The sequence below is a fragment of the Cellulosimicrobium funkei genome (assembly GCF_004519295.1).
Taxonomy (GTDB): Bacteria; Actinomycetota; Actinomycetes; order Actinomycetales; family Cellulomonadaceae; genus Cellulosimicrobium; species Cellulosimicrobium funkei.
In genome coordinates, this window is sequence record NZ_SOZH01000002.1 from 39861 (window position 1) to 56651 (window position 16791).

Genomic DNA, 16791 nt, shown 5'->3' on the forward strand with positions numbered 1-16791 from the left:
CCCGGCTGAGTACGCTCGCGCGCATGTCGACGTACAGCTCCTGGCGCAGCGACCAGGGCAACATGCGGGCCCTGTCCGACGAGCTCGCCGCCCAGGCCGCGATGGCGCGGTCCCGCGAGGCGTCGCTCCACCGCCGCCTGCGGTCGCTCGAGGGCGACCTGTCGAGCCGCGTCGAGGTGCTGACCCGCCTCGTCAACGCGCTCATCGAGCTCGGCGAGGTCCGCGAGGAGCTCGCGCTCTTCACGCCCGCGCGCCGCGCCCGCGACGCGGCGCGCGCCCTCACGAGCGCCGTCGTCACGGGGGAGGGCGACGTGTCGCACCTGCGGCGCTCCCCGGACCTCGTGGACGTGCCCGGCTACTGGCTCGTGCCCGCCGCGCTCGCGGTCGCCGAGCTCCCCGCCGGGCGGCTCGACCGGGAGGCGGCCGAGGAGGCCTTGCTGCGCGACCGCCGTCGTGCCGCGACGTACCTCGTCGCGGTGTGCGCGCTCGTCGGGCAGCCCGGCCTCGCGCGCGAGTGGGTGCCGGGGGTGCTCGACGCGCCGGTCCTGCCCGCCGCGGGCTGGGGCAGCGCCGACGGCGCCCCCGAGCCGTCGCCGGGCGCGGGCGAGGGGCCGGACGAGGTGGGCGTGACCGGGGCCGAGCGCGCGCTGTGGGTCGCGGCCGCGGCCGGTCACCTCGGCGGCGACGGGGTGGAGGTCGTGCGCCGCGCGCTCGCGGAGCGGGTCGCGCTGCTCGACGACGACGCGCGCGCCCGCTGGCGGGCCCGGCTCCTGGAGGCAGCACCGTCGCTGCCCGCGGCGCCCGCCGACGGCGCGGCCTGGGGCAGCCCCGAGGCCGCGGGGGACGTGGCGGGGGCGCGCCGTCGCGCCGCTGCCCCCGACGCGCTCCCGCTCCTGCGGTCGTGGACGGCGTGGTCGCGCGCGCTCGTGGCGGGGGAGGTCGCGGTGCTCGCGCCGGCCCCCGGACCCCTCCCGACCGGCGCGCCGACGCCCGCCGTCGCACCCGCCGCCGTCGCCCCCGGTGCGTCCGCCGCCGGTGCGGCGGACTCGCAGGCCGCCGGGGGCGCCGACGACCCGGCCGGGACCCCCGAGGCGCCCGGCGCGGCGCTGCTCCGCGTCGTCGCGTCGCTCGTGGACGAGGGGGCGCCCGTGGAGCGCGGGCTCCTGGACCGGGCGGCGCTGCTCGACGAGCGCGTCGGGCGCGCGCCCCGCGAGGACGCGCCCGGGTGGGACGCCCCGGCGGGGACGCTCGTCGACCTGCTCGTCGAGGACGCCCGCGGGACCGATCCCGGGCGTGCGGCGCTCGCGGGCCCGCTCGTCGCCGAGGAGCTGCGGGCCGCGACCCACGCGCGGGCGGCGGAGCTCGCGGGGGCGCCCGCGCCGTCGCGCGAGCTGCGCCTCGGGGGCCGCACCGTGACGGTCACCCCGACCGAGGACGGCGCCGCACCGGCTGCGACGGCCCGCGCGGAGCTCCTCGCGCAGCCTGTGGACGGCGTGTCGTGGGGCGCCGTCGGCGGGACCGCCGCGGTCGCGGCGCTCGGCCTCGTGCTCGGCCTCGCCGCCTCGCCGGCGTGGTTCACGGTGGCCGTCGTCGCGGCCGGCCTCGCCGTGTGGCAGTGGTTCGCGGGGGAGCGACGGGCACGCGACCAGCGCGCCGACGCGCAGGCCCGCGCGGACCGGTTCGACGCCGACCTCGCCGAGGCGCGCACCGTCGTGGCCGCGTCCGCGGAGCGCGCGCGGACGCAGCGCGAGGCCGTCGCGACCGTCGTCGCCGACCTCGACGACACCCTCGCCGAGCTCGCCGCCCGCACCCCGGCCTGACGCGGGCGGGCGGTCGCGCCGGGCACGTCCGACGCGGCCGCGCCAGGGGCCGTCCGCCCCCGCTCCCGGGCCGTCCGCCCCGGACGCCGACGGGCATCTCCGGCGTTCGAACGAGGGCTTCGAACGCCGGATGAACTGTCGGTGAACAGTGGCGGAAGAATCCACAGGATGGTCGAGCGCGCGGCGGTCGTGACCGCACCATGGACGACGTGACCGAGACGCTCCTGCTGGTGCTCGTCGTCGTGACCGCACTGGCCTTCGACTTCACCAACGGCTTCCACGACACGGGCAACGCGATGGCCACGTCCATCGCCACCAAGGCCCTCAAGCCCAAGACCGCCGTCGCCCTCTCCGCCGTCCTCAACATGGTCGGGGCGTTCCTCTCCCTGGCCGTCGCGGCGACCATCGCGAAGGGTCTGGTCGACGCCGACGTCATCACCCTCGAGGTCGTCCTCGCGGGACTCGTGGGCGGCATCACCTGGAACCTCCTGACCTGGTTGCTCGGCATCCCGTCGAGCTCGTCGCACGCCCTCATCGGCGGCGTCGTGGGCTCCGTGCTCGCGGCCGTCGGCACGCAGGGCGTCATCTGGAGCGGCGTCGCCGCCAAGGTGCTCATCCCCGCGCTGCTCGCCCCGCTCATCGCGGTCGGCGTCGCGAGCGTCGGCACGTGGGCCGTGGCCCGCCTCACGCGCGACGTCCCCGAGGACGTCTCCACGCGGGCGTTCCGCTGGGGCCAGGTCGGCTCCGCGTCGCTCGTCTCGCTCGCGCACGGCACCAACGACGCGCAGAAGTCGATGGGCATCATCCTGCTCGCGCTCATCGCGGCGGGCGCCGTCCCGGCCGACTCGAGCGTGCCGTTCTGGGTCATCCTGTCCTGCGCGTTCTTCATGGCCCTCGGCACCTACCTGGGCGGCTGGCGGATCATCCGCACGCTCGGCAAGGGCCTCGTCGAGATCGACACCCGCCAGGGCATGGCGGCCGAGACGTCGTCTGCCGCGGTCATCCTCATGTCGGGCCTGTTCGGCTACTCGCTCTCGACGACGCACGTCGCGACCGGCTCGATCCTGGGCTCCGGCGTCGGGATGCCCGGCGCGAAGGTCCGCTGGGGCGTCGCGGGCCGCATGCTCGCCGCGTGGGGCCTCACGCTCCCGGCCGCCGGCCTCGTCGGCGCGGCCTGCTACGGCATCCAGCACGGCATCGGGGGCGCCGCCGGGACGGTCGTCGTGTTCGCGATCCTCGTCGGGTCCTCGCTGGCCATCTGGATCGCCTCGCGCCGCAAGCCCGTCGACCACACGAACGTCAACGACGCCTGGGAGGAGGGCGCGGTGGACGTCGGGCTCGAGTCCGAGGTCGTCGAGGCGCGCGAGGCCGCGCTCGAGCGTCGCCTCGACGTCGCCGACCCGTTCACCGACGCCGCGCCCGCCCCGGCGCCGACCACCCCGACCACGCCCGCCTCGCGCCAGCGCGCGGGCGTCTGACCGGCAGCCCGGAGGAGAGAACCGTGTTCGTCGAGATCGACTCGCTGCTCAAGGTCGTCGTCGCAGGCCTCGTGGTCGGCGCGGGCCTGCCCGCCCTCTTCGCCCTGGGGGTCCGGCTCGCCGCCGGGCGCGCCGTGCCGGTCGAGGTCGGCACCCCGGACGGCCGCTTCACGTCCGACGGCCGCACCGTGCGCGTCGAGCGCGCGACCCGCCCCCGTCAGGTCGGCGCGATCGTGTGCTTCGCCGTCGTGGTCGTCGCGATCGCGGCCGGCATCGCGTTCGTCGCGGGCGGGGGCCACTGACCGGGACGGCACGCTCCCGCTGAGTGCAGGAAAGAGTCGCGGTCGGACGTCCCGACCGCGACTTTTTCATGCACTCAGCGGGTGGGGGTCAGGCGGAGTCGCGGACCACGAGGTGCGGCTCGAACAGGACCGAGCGCGCGTCGGCGTCCGGGTCGTCGATCGCGGCGAGCAGGAGGCGCGCCATCTCGGCCGCCATCTCCTCGACCGGCTGCCGGACCGTCGTGAGCGGCGGGTGGGCCTGGCGCGCGACCGTCGAGTCGTCGAAGCCGACGACGGCCACGTCCTGCGGGACGTGGCGGCCCGCCTCCTGCAGGACGAGGGACGCGCCGTCGGCCATGAGGTCGCTCGCGCCGAACACGCCGTCGACGTCCGGTCGCGCGGCGAGCAGCTCGCGCGCCGCGGCCTCCCCGCCCGCGCGCGTGAAGTCGCCCTCCACGACGAACGGCTCCGCGAGCCCGGCGGCCCGTACCGCCTCGAGGAAGCCGTCGCGGCGTCCCCGCGCGAACGGCACGTCCGACGGGCCGGCGACGGTCGCGAGGCGCGTGCGGCCGTCCGCGATCAGACGCTCGGCGGCGATCCGGCCGCCGGCGGCCTGGTCGAGGTCCACCCAGCTCACGCCGGCCGCCTCGTCGACCCCGTCGAGGTGCGTCGACAGCACGACCGGCACCGTGAGCGCGGCGAACCGTGCCGGCAGCGGGTCGCTCGCGCTCGACGTGATGAGCAGGACGCCGTCGACGTGCCCCTGCCGCACGTAGCGCACGACCTGGTCGTGCGCGGGCGGGTCCGCGGGCAGGATGGCGAGGTGGATGTCGCGCGGGCGCAGCACCTGCTGCGCGCCCGCCGTCACGCGCCCGATGTACGGGTCGGTGAACAGCCGCTCCAGGAACGGGCTCGGGGAGCGCTGCTCCGACGGCTCGGACACGACGAGCGCGACCGACCCCGTGCGCCGGGTCACGAGCGTCCGGGCGGCGAGGTTGGGGACGTAGCCCGTCTCGTCGATCGCCTTCTCGACGACCGCCACGATCGCCGGGTCCACCGTCGGCACGCCGTTGATCACGCGGGACACCGTGGCGCGGGAGACGCCCGCGACGGCCGCGACGGCCTCGAGCGTCGGGCGGGGAGCGGGGCGACGGGCAGCCATGCGGTCAGTTATACCGCCGGGCCGCGCGCTCAGCGCAGCCGCTCCTTCGCCGCGAGCACGCGCAGCACGGCCGCGTCGACCTGCGCGGCGAACGCGTCGTCGCTCGACGCCCGCTCGACGACGGCCGCCACCATGGGCTCGACCACGCTCGGGTCCGCGGACGCCAGCACCATGTCGCCGCCCGCGGCGATCGTCAGGACGGCACGGTCCGCGGGCGACCAGGCCTGCACCTGCTGCGCGGCGGACACGTCGTCGGTGAGGACGACGCCGTCGAACCCCAGGTCGCCCCGCAGCATCCCGTCCACGACGACGGGCGAGAAGGCCGCGGGGAGCGTCCCGTCGATCTGCGGGTAGACGGCCGTGGAGGTCATGACGAACGCCGCGCCGGCCTCGATGCCCGACGCGAAGACGGCGACCGACGGGTCGTCGCGCGTCGTCACGTCGTCGGTGACGCCGGCGTCGGTGTCCGTGTTCTCGGTGACGCGGCCGAGCCCGGGGAAGTGCTTGATCGCCACGTCCACGCCCGACGCCTCCATCCCGGCGCTGAACGCGTTCGCGTGCGACGTGACCGAGTCCGGGGTGAACCCGTAGCTGCGCTGGAAGGCCCCGATCGGCGGGTTCTGCGCGGCCGTCCCCTCGGGCACGAGGTCCATGACGGGCGCCAGGTTGAGGTTCACGCCCGCCGCGGCGAGCTCGGCGCCCCACGTGGTCGCGTCGGCCTGGAGCGTCGCCGGGTCGAGCCGGGCCTGGTCGGTCGCCGCCGGGATCTGCGAGAACCCGGGCCCGCGCAGCACCTGGACCTTCCCGCCCTCCTGGTCGGTCGCGACGAACAGGGGAGTGCCGTTGGTCGTCTCCGGGGAGACGAGCGCCGTGAAGCCCGCGACGAGGTCCGCCGTCGGGCCGGTCCCGGCCTGCGAGCGGCCCGCGAGGAACACGTTGCCCACGTGCAGGCGCGAGACGGCGTCGTAGCTCACCTGCTGCGGGTCCCGCACGTCGACCCCGACCATGAAGAGCTGCCCCACCTTCTGGTCGAGCGTCCACCCGGCCAGGGGGTCCTCGGGCGGGGTGGACGGCGTCGGCGACGTGCCCGACGGCGCCGGGTCGGCCGGGGCGGACGGCGAGCCCGACGGCGGGGTCTGCGGCGCGGGGGCGGGCCGCGTGACGTACCAGGCGACGGCCGCCACGGCGGCGAGCGCGGTCACGACGGCGACGACGATCCAGGTGGTCCGGGCACGAGCGGTCACAGGCGACACCTCCGACGCCACGGTAGCCCGACGGCCGCGGCGGGGTCCCACCCCGGGCGCTCCCGCCGGCCCCCGGGGGGTATGACCGACGTCACCGCCGGGTTCGCGTCATGAGCGGCGTCCCGGCGCGTCTCCTCGGTGACATGGCGTCCTGGCCTCGCGGTCGCGGGGCGCACCCCCGAACCTGGAGCATGGCATGATCCCTCGCCCACCCTCCCTCCGCGTCGCACCAGGACGCCTGCGCAGAGCGGTCGCGGCGCTCGTCGCCGCCGTGCTCGCCCTGGCCGGCGCCGTCGTCCTCGTCTCGGGGCCGCAGGCACGCCCGGCGTCCGCCGCGGTCGGGTCCTGCCCCGCGCCGGGAGACATGCCGAACGTCGGCCAGACGCCCCCGCTGTTCACGGACACGAACGTCACGGTGTGGACCGGGGGCGACTACCACGCCACGGCGAGCGCCGCGGAGTCGGAGGGGCTGCTCGTCGTCGCGGGGGAGGCGACGATCGACGGGCCCGGGAACTTCAGCATCGGCGCCGTCGGCGCGGGCTCGCAGATCACGCCGCCCGACGGCGCGGTGATGCTCGCCGTCGGGGGTGGCCTGGAGATCGGGCCGGAGACGAGCGTCACCGTCGGCTCGACGCTGCCGACCGGCGGCGCGGTGGACGTCGGCGCCGCGGTCACGGGCGGAGGGTCGCTCTCGACCGCCGGGACGACGCCGGGCGCGGACGCCCCGGTCAGGCAGGGCCTGGGTGCGGCGGCCCTCGGCGAGTGGGCCGGGTACGGCGCCGTCGTCGCCGACGCGTCGGCGACGATCGCCGGGTGGCCGGCGACCGCGGCGGGCGTCGTGTCGGGGACCCGGGTCACCTTCACCGGCTCCGGCACCGCCGACCCGCAGGTGTTCACCGTCGACGCCGCGCAGCTCGCGGGCGTCCGCGAGGTCGTCTTCGCGAACGTGCCGGACGACGTCGCGATCGCGATCAACGTGACCGGGGACGCGCCGGTGAGCATGAGCCCCAACTACTGGGAGGGCAACGGCTCGCCGTTCATCAACGACTTCAACTCCAACCCGGGCTTCGGCAGCTGGGCCGCGCGCATCCTGTGGAACTTCGCGTCCACGCCGGACCTCGCGCTCGGCCGGGCCGACCAGTTCCTCGGCACGATCGTCGCGCCGGTCGCGGACGCGACGATCACGACGAGCACGAACGGCCGCGTCCTCGTGGGCGGGAACCTCACGTTCGGCGACCCGAGCGTGACCGGCGGGCTCGAGATGCACAGCTACCCGTGGATCGGGCCCGGCCCGTTCGACTGCACCGGGGGCGCGAGCTTCGCCGTGCAGAAGACCGTGACGGGCGAGGCGGCCGCGGACGTGCCCGCGGGCACGACGTTCCAGGTCGAGTACACCTACGAGCAGCCGGACGGCGTCACCGGCGGCGACACGCTCACGGTCCCGATCAGCGGGGCCCTGGTGAACGGGCCGACCCTGCCGGAGGGCACGGTCGTCACGGTCCGCGAGACGAACCTGCCGTCGGTGGCGGGCGTCGAGTGGGGCACGCCGGTGATCCGCGTGGACGGCGAGCCGCTCGGCGACCCGGCCCAGTTCACCGTCGTCGAGGGCCGGACGGTCACGGTCACCGTGGTGAACACGGCGAACGCCGGCGGCGGGACCACCGCCGTGGGCGGCTTCACGGTGGCGAAGGTCCTCGCCGGGGACGCCCTCGGCCTCGTCCCGGCGGACACCGCGTTCCTCGTCGACTGGGAGGCCACGCTGCCGCAGGGCGCGACGTACGACGGCGACCTCACCGGCACCCTGAGCGTGCTCGCGGACGGCGCCGTGGTGGACGGGCCGGCCGACCTCCCGGTCGGCACGACGGTGACGTTCACCGAGCGGCTGCCGCTCCCGGTGGTCGACGGCGTCGTGTGGCGCGACCCGGTCGTGAGCCCGACCGGGCCGGTGACGGTCGTCGAGGGTGCGACGGGCGTCGCGGTGACCGTCACCAACGTCGCGGACCCCGTCGTCGGCGGGTTCACGGTCCGCAAGGCCGTCGAGGGCTCGGCCGCGGGCGACGTCCCGGCGAGCACCGCGTTCCTCGTCGACTGGCGCGCGACCGTCCCCGCGGGCGTCGCCTACGACGGCCCGACCACGGGCACGCTCACGGTGCGCGCCGACGGCACGCCCGTCGGCGGACCGGCGGACCTGCCGGTCGGCACGGTCGTGACGCTCGCGGAGCAGCAGCCGCTGCCCGCCATCGACGGCGTCGTGTGGGGCGTCCCGTCGTTCGACCCGGGGCCGTCGGTGACGGTGACCGAGGGCGCGGCCGTCGAGGTCACGCTGACGAACGCCGCGGAGGCGGTGCAGGAGGTCGGCGGGTTCGCCGTCCAGAAGACCGTCGCGGGCGGCGCGGCCGGCGCCGTCCCGGGCGGCACCGAGTTCGTCGTCGAGTGGACGGCGGAGCTCCCCGAGGGCGCCGAGTACGCGGGGGACACGCAGGGCACGCTCACCGTCCGCGCCGACGGCACGGTCGACGCGGGGCCGCAGGACCTCCCGGCGGGCACCGTCGTGCGCTTCGTCGAGCGACAGCCGCTGCCGACGGTCCCCGGGGTCGCGTGGGGCGAGCCGGTGTTCTCGCCCGCGACGGTGACCATCGGCGACGGCGACGCCGTCGCGGGGGTCGCGCTGACCAACCAGGCCGACGCCCTCGTCGGGGGCTTCTCCGTCGCGAAGACCGTCACGGGCGACCTCGCCGCGAGCGTGCCCCCGGGCACGGAGTTCTCGGTCGCGTGGTCCGCGGCGCTGCCCGCCGGGTTCAGCCACGACGGCCCGCTCGCCGGGACGCTCACGGTGCGCGCCGACGGCACGGCCGTCGACGGCCCGCAGGACCTCCCGGTCGGGACGGTCGTGACGTTCCGGGAGGTCGACCTGCCCGAGGTGGGCGACGTCGTCTGGGGCGCGCCGGTGTTCTCGCCCGCGTCCGTCACGGTCGGTGACGGGGAGGACACGCTCGTCACGCTGACCAACACGACGCAGGACGTGGCCGCGGTCGGCGGGTTCTCCGTCGCGAAGGAGGTCGTGGGCGACCACGCGGACCTCGTCCCCGCCGGGACGACGTTCACGGTCACGTACGCGTACGAGCTCGAGGGCACGCCCGTGGGCGGTTCCGTCGAGGTCCCGGCCGACGGCACGGTCGTCGCCGGGCCGCAGAACCTCCCGGCCGGGACGGTCGTGACGTTCGGCGAGACGGACCTGCCCGCGGTCGACGGCGTCGTGTGGGGCACGCCCGTGTTCAGCCCGCCGACGCTCGTCGTCGGCGAGGGGACGGACCCGCTGGTCACGGTGACGAACACGGCCGAGCAGGCCGTGGGCGGGTTCTCCGTCGTGAAGGAGGTCGTGGGGGCCGCGGCGGGCTCCGTGCCGGCGAGCACCGAGTTCACCGTCCGCTACGCGTTCGACCGCGACGGCGAGCCCGTCACCGGCACGCTCACGGTGCGGGCCGACGGGCAGGTCGTCGACGGGCCGCAGGACCTTCCCGTGGGGACCGTCGTGCGCCTCACCGAGACCGACCTGCCGACGGTCCGCGGCGTCGACTGGGGCACGCCGGTGCTCACCGTCGGTGACGAGCGGGTGACCGGGGTGACGGTCGGCGCGGGCGCGCCGGTCGTCGTGACGGTGACGAACACCGCGTCGTCGGCCGGCGGCCTCGCGATCACGGGTGCGGACGCCGTCGTCGTGACGACGCTCGCGCTGCTGCTCGTCGGGACGGGCGCCGCGCTCCTCGTGGTCCGCGCGCGCCGCCGCCGCACCGCCTGACGCGCGGGGCGTCGTCGGGCCGGTACCGGACGGCCGACGGGCCGGTCACCTCCTCGCGGGGGTGACCGGCCCGTCGTCGTGCGGGGCGGGACGCGTCAGTCGTGGCCCGCGAGCGTCGCGAGCGCCTTCGTCCACAGGGCGTGCGCGCGCTCGGCGCGCTCCGCCGTCTCGATGTTGCGCTCGACGACGCGCACGAGCGTCCCGGAGTCGTCGGGCTCGAGCGTGATCGCGATGTCGTGGTAGCTCTCCGGCACGTCGGGCAGGCCCATGGTGGGCGAGAAGTGCGTGAAGTGCAGCAGGCGCGGGCGCTCGACGGCCACGACGGTGCCCCAGTCGGCGAACTCGCGGCCCATGTAGTGGCCCTCGAACGTCACGGGGCTCCCGGGGCGGAAGTCGGTCTCGATGTTCATGCCCAGCATCCAGCGGGCGCTCGGGTGCATGAGCTCGGCCCAGACGACCTGCGGGGGGCGGGCGACATGGGTCTCGACGGTCGTGCTGTGCTCGGTCAGGGTGCGGTCGTTCACGGGGGACTCCGGGGGGGTGGGGGCTGGCTCCTGGGCCCGACGGTAGACCCTCCCGGCGGCACCGGCAGCCGGTAGGTTCGGCGCGTGACCCGACTCGTGCTCGTCCACGGCCGCGACAACCAGGGGCTCGACGCCGAGCAGCTCGACCGCACGTGGACCGAGGTCCTGGACGCGGGTCTCGCTGCGGCCGGCTCCGGCGTCGTCGTGCGCGACGCGGACACGGCGTTCGTCTACTACGGCGACACGCTCGCCGCGCTCGTCGGGGGCGCGACGACGCCGCCTCCGGTCACCGTGCACGCGGTCGGCGCGCCGCGCGACGGGGTCGCCGTGTGGTCCACGGCCGAGGCCGCGGAGGAGGCCGCCTTCGTGGCGGCCGTCGCCGAGGAGGTGCTGCGCGCCGCGGGCGCGCCGGTGCCGGTGCGCCCGGAGGGTGCCGGGCCCGGTGCTGTGGAGGGAGACGTCGGCGCGTGGCTCAACCTGCTGCTGTCCGCGCTCGACCGGTCCGTGCCGGGCCTGAGCGGCGCCGTCGTCGCGCTGCTCGCGCGCGACGTCTGGGCGTACCTGCACGACGACACCGTCCGCACGACGATCGACGACGCGCTCGCCGCCGCGATCCCGGCGGACGGGCCCGCCGTCGTCGTCGCGCACTCGCTCGGGTCGGTCGTCGCCTACGCCGTGCTGCGCGAGCACCCCGACGCCGCGCGCTGGGACGTGCCGCTCCTGCTCACGCTCGGGTCCCCGCTCGCCGTCCGCGCGATCCGGGACGTCCTGGCCGCGCGCGCCCCGCTGCGCGTGCCGGTCCCCGTGCGGCGGTGGGTCGCGGCGCGCGACCCCCGGGACGCGCTCGCGCTGCACGGCCTCGGGCCGGCGGCGTTCCCGCTCGACCCGGCGTCGCCGGGGATCGAGGAGCTCGTCGTCGCGAACGCCGCGCCGGGCCACCACGCGGCGGCCGTCGTGCTCGACGGCGGCCGGCCCGCCGGCTACCTCGCCGTCCCGGAGGTCGCGCGCACCGTCGTGGACGCGCTCGGCGCCTGAGGGCGGCGCTCCGGCGGGAGCGCGGACGGCCCAGGTGCCCGACGCCGGGCAGGCCCCGCCAGGCGACGCCGGTCAGGAGACGCCGTGCAGACGCGCGTGCAGCGCGCGGACCTCCACCTCGAGCTCGTACGCGGGACCGCGCACGGCGACCCCGGGCGCGACGTCGCCGATCGCGAGCGGGCGCACCGGTCCCGGCGCGACGCCCCACTCCTCCAGCCACCCGACGAGCTGCGTCGTGCTCGCGGCGTAGACGACCGGGCCGAGGCCGACCCACGCGTGCGCCGCGCTGCACATCGCGCAGTGCTCGCCGGACGTGTAGACGGTCGCGTCGCGCCGCTCCTCGGGCGTCAGGTGCGCGGCGGCCCAGCGGGCGATCTCGAGCTCGGGGTGCCGGGTCGCGTCGCCGTCCTTGACGCGGTTGCGGTCCTCGAGCCGGACGACCCCGTCGCGGTCGAGGAGGAGGGAGCCGAACGGCTCGTCGCCGTCGTCGAGCGCCTCGCGCGCCAGCTCGACGCAGCGGCGCAGGTGCACGAGGTCGTCGGCGGTCGGCAGGGGCAGGCTCTGGTCGCTCATGGCGTCATCCTCGCCCGCTCACGACGCGACCGCGAGGGCGGCCCGCACGTCCGCGACGAACCCGTCCACGTCCCCCGGGGTCGTGTCCCACGCGCACATCCACCGCACCTCGACGCGGTCGGGCGTCTCGCCCGGTCCCCAGTCGTAGAACCGGTGCCGCTCGCGCAGGCGCGCGACCGCCGTGCGCGGGAGCGTCGCGAAGACCGCGTTGACGAGCGTGGGCTGGGTGAAGGCGAGGCCCGTTGCCGGGCCCGGGGCGGCGTCGTCGGGCCCGACGGCGGCCGGCACGACGACGTCCGCGAGCCCCGCGCGCAGCCGCGCGGCCATCGCGTTCGCGTGGCGGGCGTTGCGGAGCCAGAGCTCGTCGGCGTCGGCGCCCTCGTCCACCTCGGCGACGACGTCGCCGACCGGCTCGAAGAGCGCGAGGAGCTGCGCGGACACGTAGCGCATCTTGGACGCGAGCTGCATCGTCGACTTGCGCACGAACTCGACGCCGTCGACCGCGGACGGGTCGAGCACGACGACCGCCTCGCCGAGCGCGAGCCCGTTCTTGGTGCCGCCGAACGACAGCACGTCCACGCCCGCGTCGGTCGTCAGGTCGCGCAGCGGGACGCCGAGCGCCGCGGCGGCGTTCGCGAGGCGCGACCCGTCGAGGTGCACCCGCATGCCGCGGGCGTGCGCGGCGTCGGCCACCGCCCGGATCTCGTCGGCCGTGTAGAGGGTGCCGAGCTCGGTGGACTGCGTGAGCGACACGACGAGCGGCTGCGCGCGGTGCGGGTCGCCGAGGTCGCCCGCGAAGCGCTCGACGGCGTCGGGCGTGAGCTTCCCGTCGGGCGCCGGGACCGTGAGCACCTTGACGCCGCCCACCCGCTCGGGGGCGCCGTTCTCGTCCGTGTTGAGGTGCGCGTGCTCGGACGCCACGACGGCGCCCCAGCGGGGGAGCGTCGCCATGAGCGCGACGACGTTCGCGCCCGTGCCGGTGAGCACCGGGTACGCGGTGGCGTCGGGCCCGAACCGCGCGCGCACGGCGTCCTGGAGGCGCGCGGTCCACGGGTCCTCGCCGTACGAGATCTCGTGCCCGGCGCTCGCGGCGGCGAGCGCGGCGAGGACGTCGGGGTGGGCGGGGGAGTAGTTGTCCGAGGCGAACGAGGTCACGTGCCCAGCGTAGGTCGGCGGGGCGGCCCGGCCGCGCGCGAGCGGGCCGGGGCGCGCCTAGCGTCGAGGAGGGACGCGGTGCGCGTCCCGTGGACCGCGCGCAGCGCGTGAAGCACGGAGGTGCAGCCATGACCACGAACCCCGACCAGCCCGGTACGGGCCCGGGCTCCCCGGCGGAACCGACGGTGGAGCCGCCGAAGTCGCCGGGACCGCCCCCGGACCCGTCGACGCCGCCGCACGACCCGAGCCACGCCGACCCGGTCCCCGGCGGGCCGGCCGACCCGTCGCCCGACGTCCCCGACCGGCCGTCGTCGCCGGGCCGGCCCGTCGGCCCCGACGAGCCGACGCACGGCTGACGCCCCGGGCTCACGCCCCGGGCTCACGCCCTAGTTGACCGGTCGGCACCCGGCCGACCGACCCGGCGCCCGCCCCGGCCGCGCCGGCTCAGAGGAGCCGGCGCGACCCGGGCGGTGTGACGCGCAGCCAGCGGAACCCGTAGCCGTCGAGCCGCACCTCGGCGGTCCCGTCGGGCGCGGGCTCGACGTCGTCCGCGTCGAGGACGTCGACGAGCCGCGCGTCCTCCGGCAGGTCGCCCAGGGGCACCCGCACGACGACCGGGTCCGGCGACAGGTTGTGCAGCGTCACCATCGAGGCGTCCTGCCAGGTGGTGCGCAGCGCCAGCACGGACGGCTCGGGCGAGTCGAGCACCTGCGCGTCGCCCCAGCCCAGCTCGGGGCACTCGCGGTAGCGGTGCGCGAGCATCCGCACGAACGTGAGCAGCGACTCCGGGTCGCGGCGCTGGTCGGCGACGTTGACGTGCTCGGGCGCGTACCCGTCGCCCGGCAGCGACGCCGCGAGCCGGCGCGCGGGGGCGCGGGAGAACCCGCCGTTCGGCCCCGACGTCCACTGCATGGGCGTCCGCACGGCAAGGCGCCCCGGCACGTCCAGGTTCTCGCCCATGCCGATCTCCTCGCCGTAGAACAGCACGGGCGTGCCCGGCAGCGAGAAGAGCAGCGCGTACACCATCCGCAGCCGGCGCGGGTCGCCGCCCAGCATCGGGGGCAGCCGCCGTCGCAGTCCCCGACCGTAGAGCTGCATGTCCTCCTCGGGCCCGAACGCGGCGAAGACCTCGGCGCGCTCGTCGTCCGTGAGCTTGTCGAGCGTGAGCTCGTCGTGGTTGCGCACGAACGTCGCCCACTGGGTGTCGCGGGGGATGGGCGGACGCGCGGCGAGCGACCCGGCGAGCGGGGTCGCGTCGTGCCTCGCGAGCGCCAGGTACAGCGCCTGCATCGCGTTGAAGTCGAACTGGAGCGTCAGCTCGTTGCTCGTCACCCCGCCCGGGTCGCCGTCGGTGGGGTCGCCGTCCCCGAAGTAGCGCGCCTGCTCCTCGTACGGCAGGTTGACCTCGCCCATGAGGATCGCGTCGCCCGACCGCCGCCCCACGAACGCGCGCAGCACGCGCAGCAGGTCGTGGGGGTCGTCGATCTCGTCGCCCGGGTTCGCGGCCGCGTCGGTCAGCGCGTAGGGGACGGCGTCGACCCGGAAGCCGGAGATGCCGAGCTCCAGCCAGAAGCCGATCGTCTTCGCGATCGCGTCCCGCACCTGCGGGTTCGCGGTGTTGAGGTCGGGCTGGTGCCGGTAGAAACGGTGCCGGTACCACTCGCCCGACGCCTCGTCGAGGGTCCAGATGCCCTCCTCCTGGTCGGGGAACACGACCTGGTCCTTGGTCGACGGCGGCTCGTCGGACCGCCACACGTAGTAGTCCCGGAACGGGGACGACGTCGACCGCCGCGCCGAGCGGAACCACGGGTGGCGGTCGGACGTGTGGTTGACGACGAGGTCGACGATCACGCGGATGCCCCGGTCGCGCGCGGTCCGCACGAGCTCGACGACGTCGCCCAGGTCGCCCAGGCGCGGGTCGACGCCGAGGAAGTCGGTGATGTCGTAGCCGTCGTCGCGGTCGGCCGTCGGGTAGAACGGCATGAGCCACAGGCACGTCACCCCGAGGTCGGCCAGGTGGTCGATCCGCTGGACCAGGCCGGGGAAGTCGCCGATCCCGTCGTCGTCCCAGTCCATGAAGGTCTCGACGTCGAGGCAGTAGACGACCGCGTTCTTCCACCACAGGTCCCCGGTGTCACGGATCCTCACGCCGCACCCCCGTCGGTGGAGGCGGCGCACGCCTCGCGCAGCCGGGGCAGGAGGGCCTCGCCCGCCGCGTCGAGGAACGCGTCCTGCTGCTGCCCCACGTGGTGCAGGTACACCTCGTCGAACCCGCACGCGACCATCTCGGCGACGCGGTCCGCGAGCCGCTGGGGGTCGTGCTCGACGAGCACCGTGCCGCGCACCTCCTCCGGGCGCACGAGCTCCGCCACCGCGTCGTACTGCTCCGGGGTCTCGAGGTGCCAGTTGACGCTCGGCGGCAGGAGGTTCGAGCGCCACTGGTCGTGCGCGACGGCGAACGCGGCCTCGTCGTCCGTGCCCCACGCGACGTGGACCTGGAGCGCGAGCGGCCCGCGGCCCCCCGCGTCGCGGTACTCGCCGACGACCTGGCGCAGCGACTCGACGGGCTGGTTCACGGTGACGAGGCCGTCGGCCCAGTCGGCGTGGCGGCGCGCCGTGGCGGGGGTGACGGCCGGCCCGACGAGCCGCGGCGCGACGTCGGGCAGCGACCACACGCGCGCCCGGTCCACCGTGACGTGCCCGTGGTGCGTGACCTCCTCGCCCGCGAGGAGGGCCCGGATGACGTCGACGCACTCGCGCAGGCGGGCGTCGCGCTCGGCCTTCGTGGGCCAGCGGTCGCCCGTGACGTGCTCGTTCATCGCCTCGCCCGAGCCGAGCGCGGCCCAGAAGCGGCCCGGGAACATCGCGCCGAGCGTCGCGATCGCCTGCGCGACGATCGCCGGGTGGTAGCGCTGGCCGGGGGCGGTGACGACGCCGAACGGCAGCGCGGTCGTCGCGAGCGCGGCGCCGAGCCACGACCACGCGAACCCGGACTCGCCCTGGCGCTCGCTCCAGGGGGCCAGGTGGTCGGAGCACATGGCGGCGTCGAAGCCGACCTGCTCGGCGCGGCGGGCCGCGGCGAGGAGGGGGCCGGGCGGGATCTGCTCGTGGGAGGCGTGGAAGCCGACGGTGACCATGGCGCCCAGTGAACCGACCCTCGCCGTCCCACGCGCGGCGAGGAGGGGGAACGGTGGAGGCTCCGTGGCCGCGCCGCGGGGCCCGGCGCGCCCGGGACGCGCGCCCGTACGCTGACGGGATGCGCCTGCTGACCTGGACGTTCGCCGTCTATCTCGCCGCCGTCCTGGTCGTGACGCTCTGGCCGTCGCCGCAGTCCACCGACGCGCCCGGCTGGGCGACGTCCACGCTCGGCTTCCTCCAGGGCCTCGGGATCCCGATCACGCTGCCGGTGCTCGAGGCTCTCGCCAACGTCGTGATGTTCGGGCCGTTCGGCGTGCTCGGCGTGCCCCTCCTGCGGGGCGCGGCGGCCCGTCGGGGCCGTGCCGTCCCGGGCGTGTGGCGCGCCGTCGGGCTCGTGACGCTCGCGGGCTGCGCCCTCTCGGTCGCGATCGAGCTCACCCAGAACCTCCTGCCCGGCCGTGTCCCGACGGTCCAGGACGTCGTCCTCAACACGGCCGGCGCGCTCCTGGGCGCCGTGCTCGTGACCGCGGCGCTCGCGGTCGCGGCCGCACGACGCCCGGCCGCGCCCCGCCGCTGAGCGCT

Annotated in this window: 14 protein-coding genes; 7 read left to right on the forward strand and 7 right to left on the reverse strand. The window is 76.4% G+C overall.

All coding sequences use genetic code 11. The annotated features are described in order from the left end of the window. Nucleotides 1-23: 23 nt before the first annotated feature. From E1O70_RS01950 to E1O70_RS01960, 3 genes are all read left to right on the forward strand, one after another. Entirely contained in the window at nucleotides 24-1820 is a 1797-nt protein-coding gene (locus E1O70_RS01950) for a hypothetical protein (protein WP_061267894.1), read from the forward strand. 200 nt (nucleotides 1821-2020) lie between these two features. Further along, entirely contained in the window at nucleotides 2021-3298 is a 1278-nt protein-coding gene (locus tag E1O70_RS01955) for an inorganic phosphate transporter (RefSeq protein WP_082774490.1), read from the forward strand. Between the two features lie 23 nt (nucleotides 3299-3321). After that, a complete protein-coding gene (locus E1O70_RS01960) occupies nucleotides 3322-3600 on the forward strand; it encodes a hypothetical protein (RefSeq protein WP_061267893.1) in 279 nt (92 codons plus the stop codon). Nucleotides 3601-3688: 88 nt separating this feature from the next. Here the strand turns inward: E1O70_RS01960 and E1O70_RS01965 are convergent, their stop codons facing one another. Further along, complete coding sequence (locus tag E1O70_RS01965) at nucleotides 3689-4741, reverse strand: LacI family DNA-binding transcriptional regulator (RefSeq protein WP_061267892.1); 1053 nt, start codon at nucleotides 4739-4741, stop codon at nucleotides 3689-3691. Nucleotides 4742-4770: 29 nt separating this feature from the next. Next, on the reverse strand, nucleotides 4771-5985 hold the full coding sequence (locus tag E1O70_RS01970) for a glycoside hydrolase family 3 N-terminal domain-containing protein (RefSeq protein ID WP_061267891.1): 1215 nt from the start codon (nucleotides 5983-5985) through the stop codon (nucleotides 4771-4773). 196 nt (nucleotides 5986-6181) lie between these two features. On the opposite strand from E1O70_RS01970, the gene E1O70_RS01975 reads away from it, so the two are divergent. Beyond that, the gene (locus tag E1O70_RS01975) at nucleotides 6182-9784 is read left to right on the forward strand and encodes a DUF5979 domain-containing protein (protein ID WP_061267890.1); all 3603 of its coding nucleotides are present in this window, start codon (nucleotides 6182-6184) and stop codon (nucleotides 9782-9784) included. Between the two features lie 95 nt (nucleotides 9785-9879). On the opposite strand, the gene E1O70_RS01980 is transcribed toward E1O70_RS01975, so the two are convergent. Continuing rightward, entirely contained in the window at nucleotides 9880-10308 is a 429-nt protein-coding gene (locus tag E1O70_RS01980) for an SRPBCC family protein (RefSeq protein WP_228485119.1), read from the reverse strand. 84 nt (nucleotides 10309-10392) lie between these two features. On the opposite strand from E1O70_RS01980, the gene E1O70_RS01985 reads away from it, so the two are divergent. Beyond that, a complete protein-coding gene (locus E1O70_RS01985; RefSeq protein ID WP_061267889.1) occupies nucleotides 10393-11343 on the forward strand; it encodes a hypothetical protein in 951 nt (316 codons plus the stop codon). 72 nt (nucleotides 11344-11415) lie between these two features. Here the strand turns inward: E1O70_RS01985 and E1O70_RS01990 are convergent, their stop codons facing one another. Together E1O70_RS01990 and E1O70_RS01995 are read right to left on the reverse strand one after the other, a co-directional pair. Further along, a complete protein-coding gene (locus tag E1O70_RS01990) occupies nucleotides 11416-11916 on the reverse strand; it encodes a nucleoside deaminase (protein WP_061267888.1) in 501 nt (166 codons plus the stop codon). 18 nt (nucleotides 11917-11934) lie between these two features. After that, on the reverse strand, nucleotides 11935-13071 hold the full coding sequence (locus E1O70_RS01995) for a threonine aldolase family protein (protein WP_061267887.1): 1137 nt from the start codon (nucleotides 13069-13071) through the stop codon (nucleotides 11935-11937). 128 nt (nucleotides 13072-13199) lie between these two features. Between E1O70_RS01995 and E1O70_RS02000 the strand changes: the two genes are divergently transcribed. Beyond that, nucleotides 13200-13427, forward strand: coding sequence for a hypothetical protein (locus E1O70_RS02000; protein ID WP_051028580.1), 228 nt, complete (start codon nucleotides 13200-13202; stop codon nucleotides 13425-13427). An 88-nt stretch (nucleotides 13428-13515) separates the two neighbouring features. Here the strand turns inward: E1O70_RS02000 and E1O70_RS02005 are convergent, their stop codons facing one another. Together E1O70_RS02005 and E1O70_RS02010 are read right to left on the reverse strand one after the other, a co-directional pair. Beyond that, nucleotides 13516-15219 (reverse strand): alpha-amylase family protein, encoded by a 1704-nt coding sequence (locus E1O70_RS02005; protein WP_061267912.1) that lies wholly within the window; start codon nucleotides 15217-15219, stop codon nucleotides 13516-13518. Then, the gene (locus tag E1O70_RS02010) at nucleotides 15216-16208 is read right to left on the reverse strand and encodes a TIGR03885 family FMN-dependent LLM class oxidoreductase (protein WP_061267886.1); all 993 of its coding nucleotides are present in this window, start codon (nucleotides 16206-16208) and stop codon (nucleotides 15216-15218) included. Before E1O70_RS02010 ends, E1O70_RS02005 begins: the two co-directional genes overlap by 4 nt. Nucleotides 16209-16327: 119 nt before the next feature. On the opposite strand from E1O70_RS02010, the gene E1O70_RS02015 reads away from it, so the two are divergent. After that, on the forward strand, nucleotides 16328-16786 hold the full coding sequence (locus tag E1O70_RS02015; protein WP_082774497.1) for a VanZ family protein: 459 nt from the start codon (nucleotides 16328-16330) through the stop codon (nucleotides 16784-16786). Nucleotides 16787-16791: the final 5 nt, after the last annotated feature.

Excerpts from the sequence above, each read along its gene's own strand:
- E1O70_RS01950 (WP_061267894.1), top strand. The coding sequence starts at position 24 with ATGTCGACGTACAGCTCCTGGCGCAGCGACCAGGGCAACATGCGGGCC.
- E1O70_RS01955 (WP_082774490.1), top strand. The coding sequence starts at position 2,021 with ATGGACGACGTGACCGAGACGCTCCTGCTGGTGCTCGTCGTCGTGACC.
- E1O70_RS01965 (WP_061267892.1), bottom strand. The coding sequence starts at position 4,741 with ATGGCTGCCCGTCGCCCCGCTCCCCGCCCGACGCTCGAGGCCGTCGCG.
- E1O70_RS01975 (WP_061267890.1), top strand. The coding sequence starts at position 6,182 with ATGATCCCTCGCCCACCCTCCCTCCGCGTCGCACCAGGACGCCTGCGC.
- E1O70_RS01990 (WP_061267888.1), bottom strand. The coding sequence starts at position 11,916 with ATGAGCGACCAGAGCCTGCCCCTGCCGACCGCCGACGACCTCGTGCAC.
- E1O70_RS02000 (WP_051028580.1), top strand. The coding sequence starts at position 13,200 with ATGACCACGAACCCCGACCAGCCCGGTACGGGCCCGGGCTCCCCGGCG.
- E1O70_RS02010 (WP_061267886.1), bottom strand. The coding sequence starts at position 16,208 with ATGGTCACCGTCGGCTTCCACGCCTCCCACGAGCAGATCCCGCCCGGC.
- E1O70_RS02015 (WP_082774497.1), top strand. The coding sequence starts at position 16,328 with ATGCGCCTGCTGACCTGGACGTTCGCCGTCTATCTCGCCGCCGTCCTG.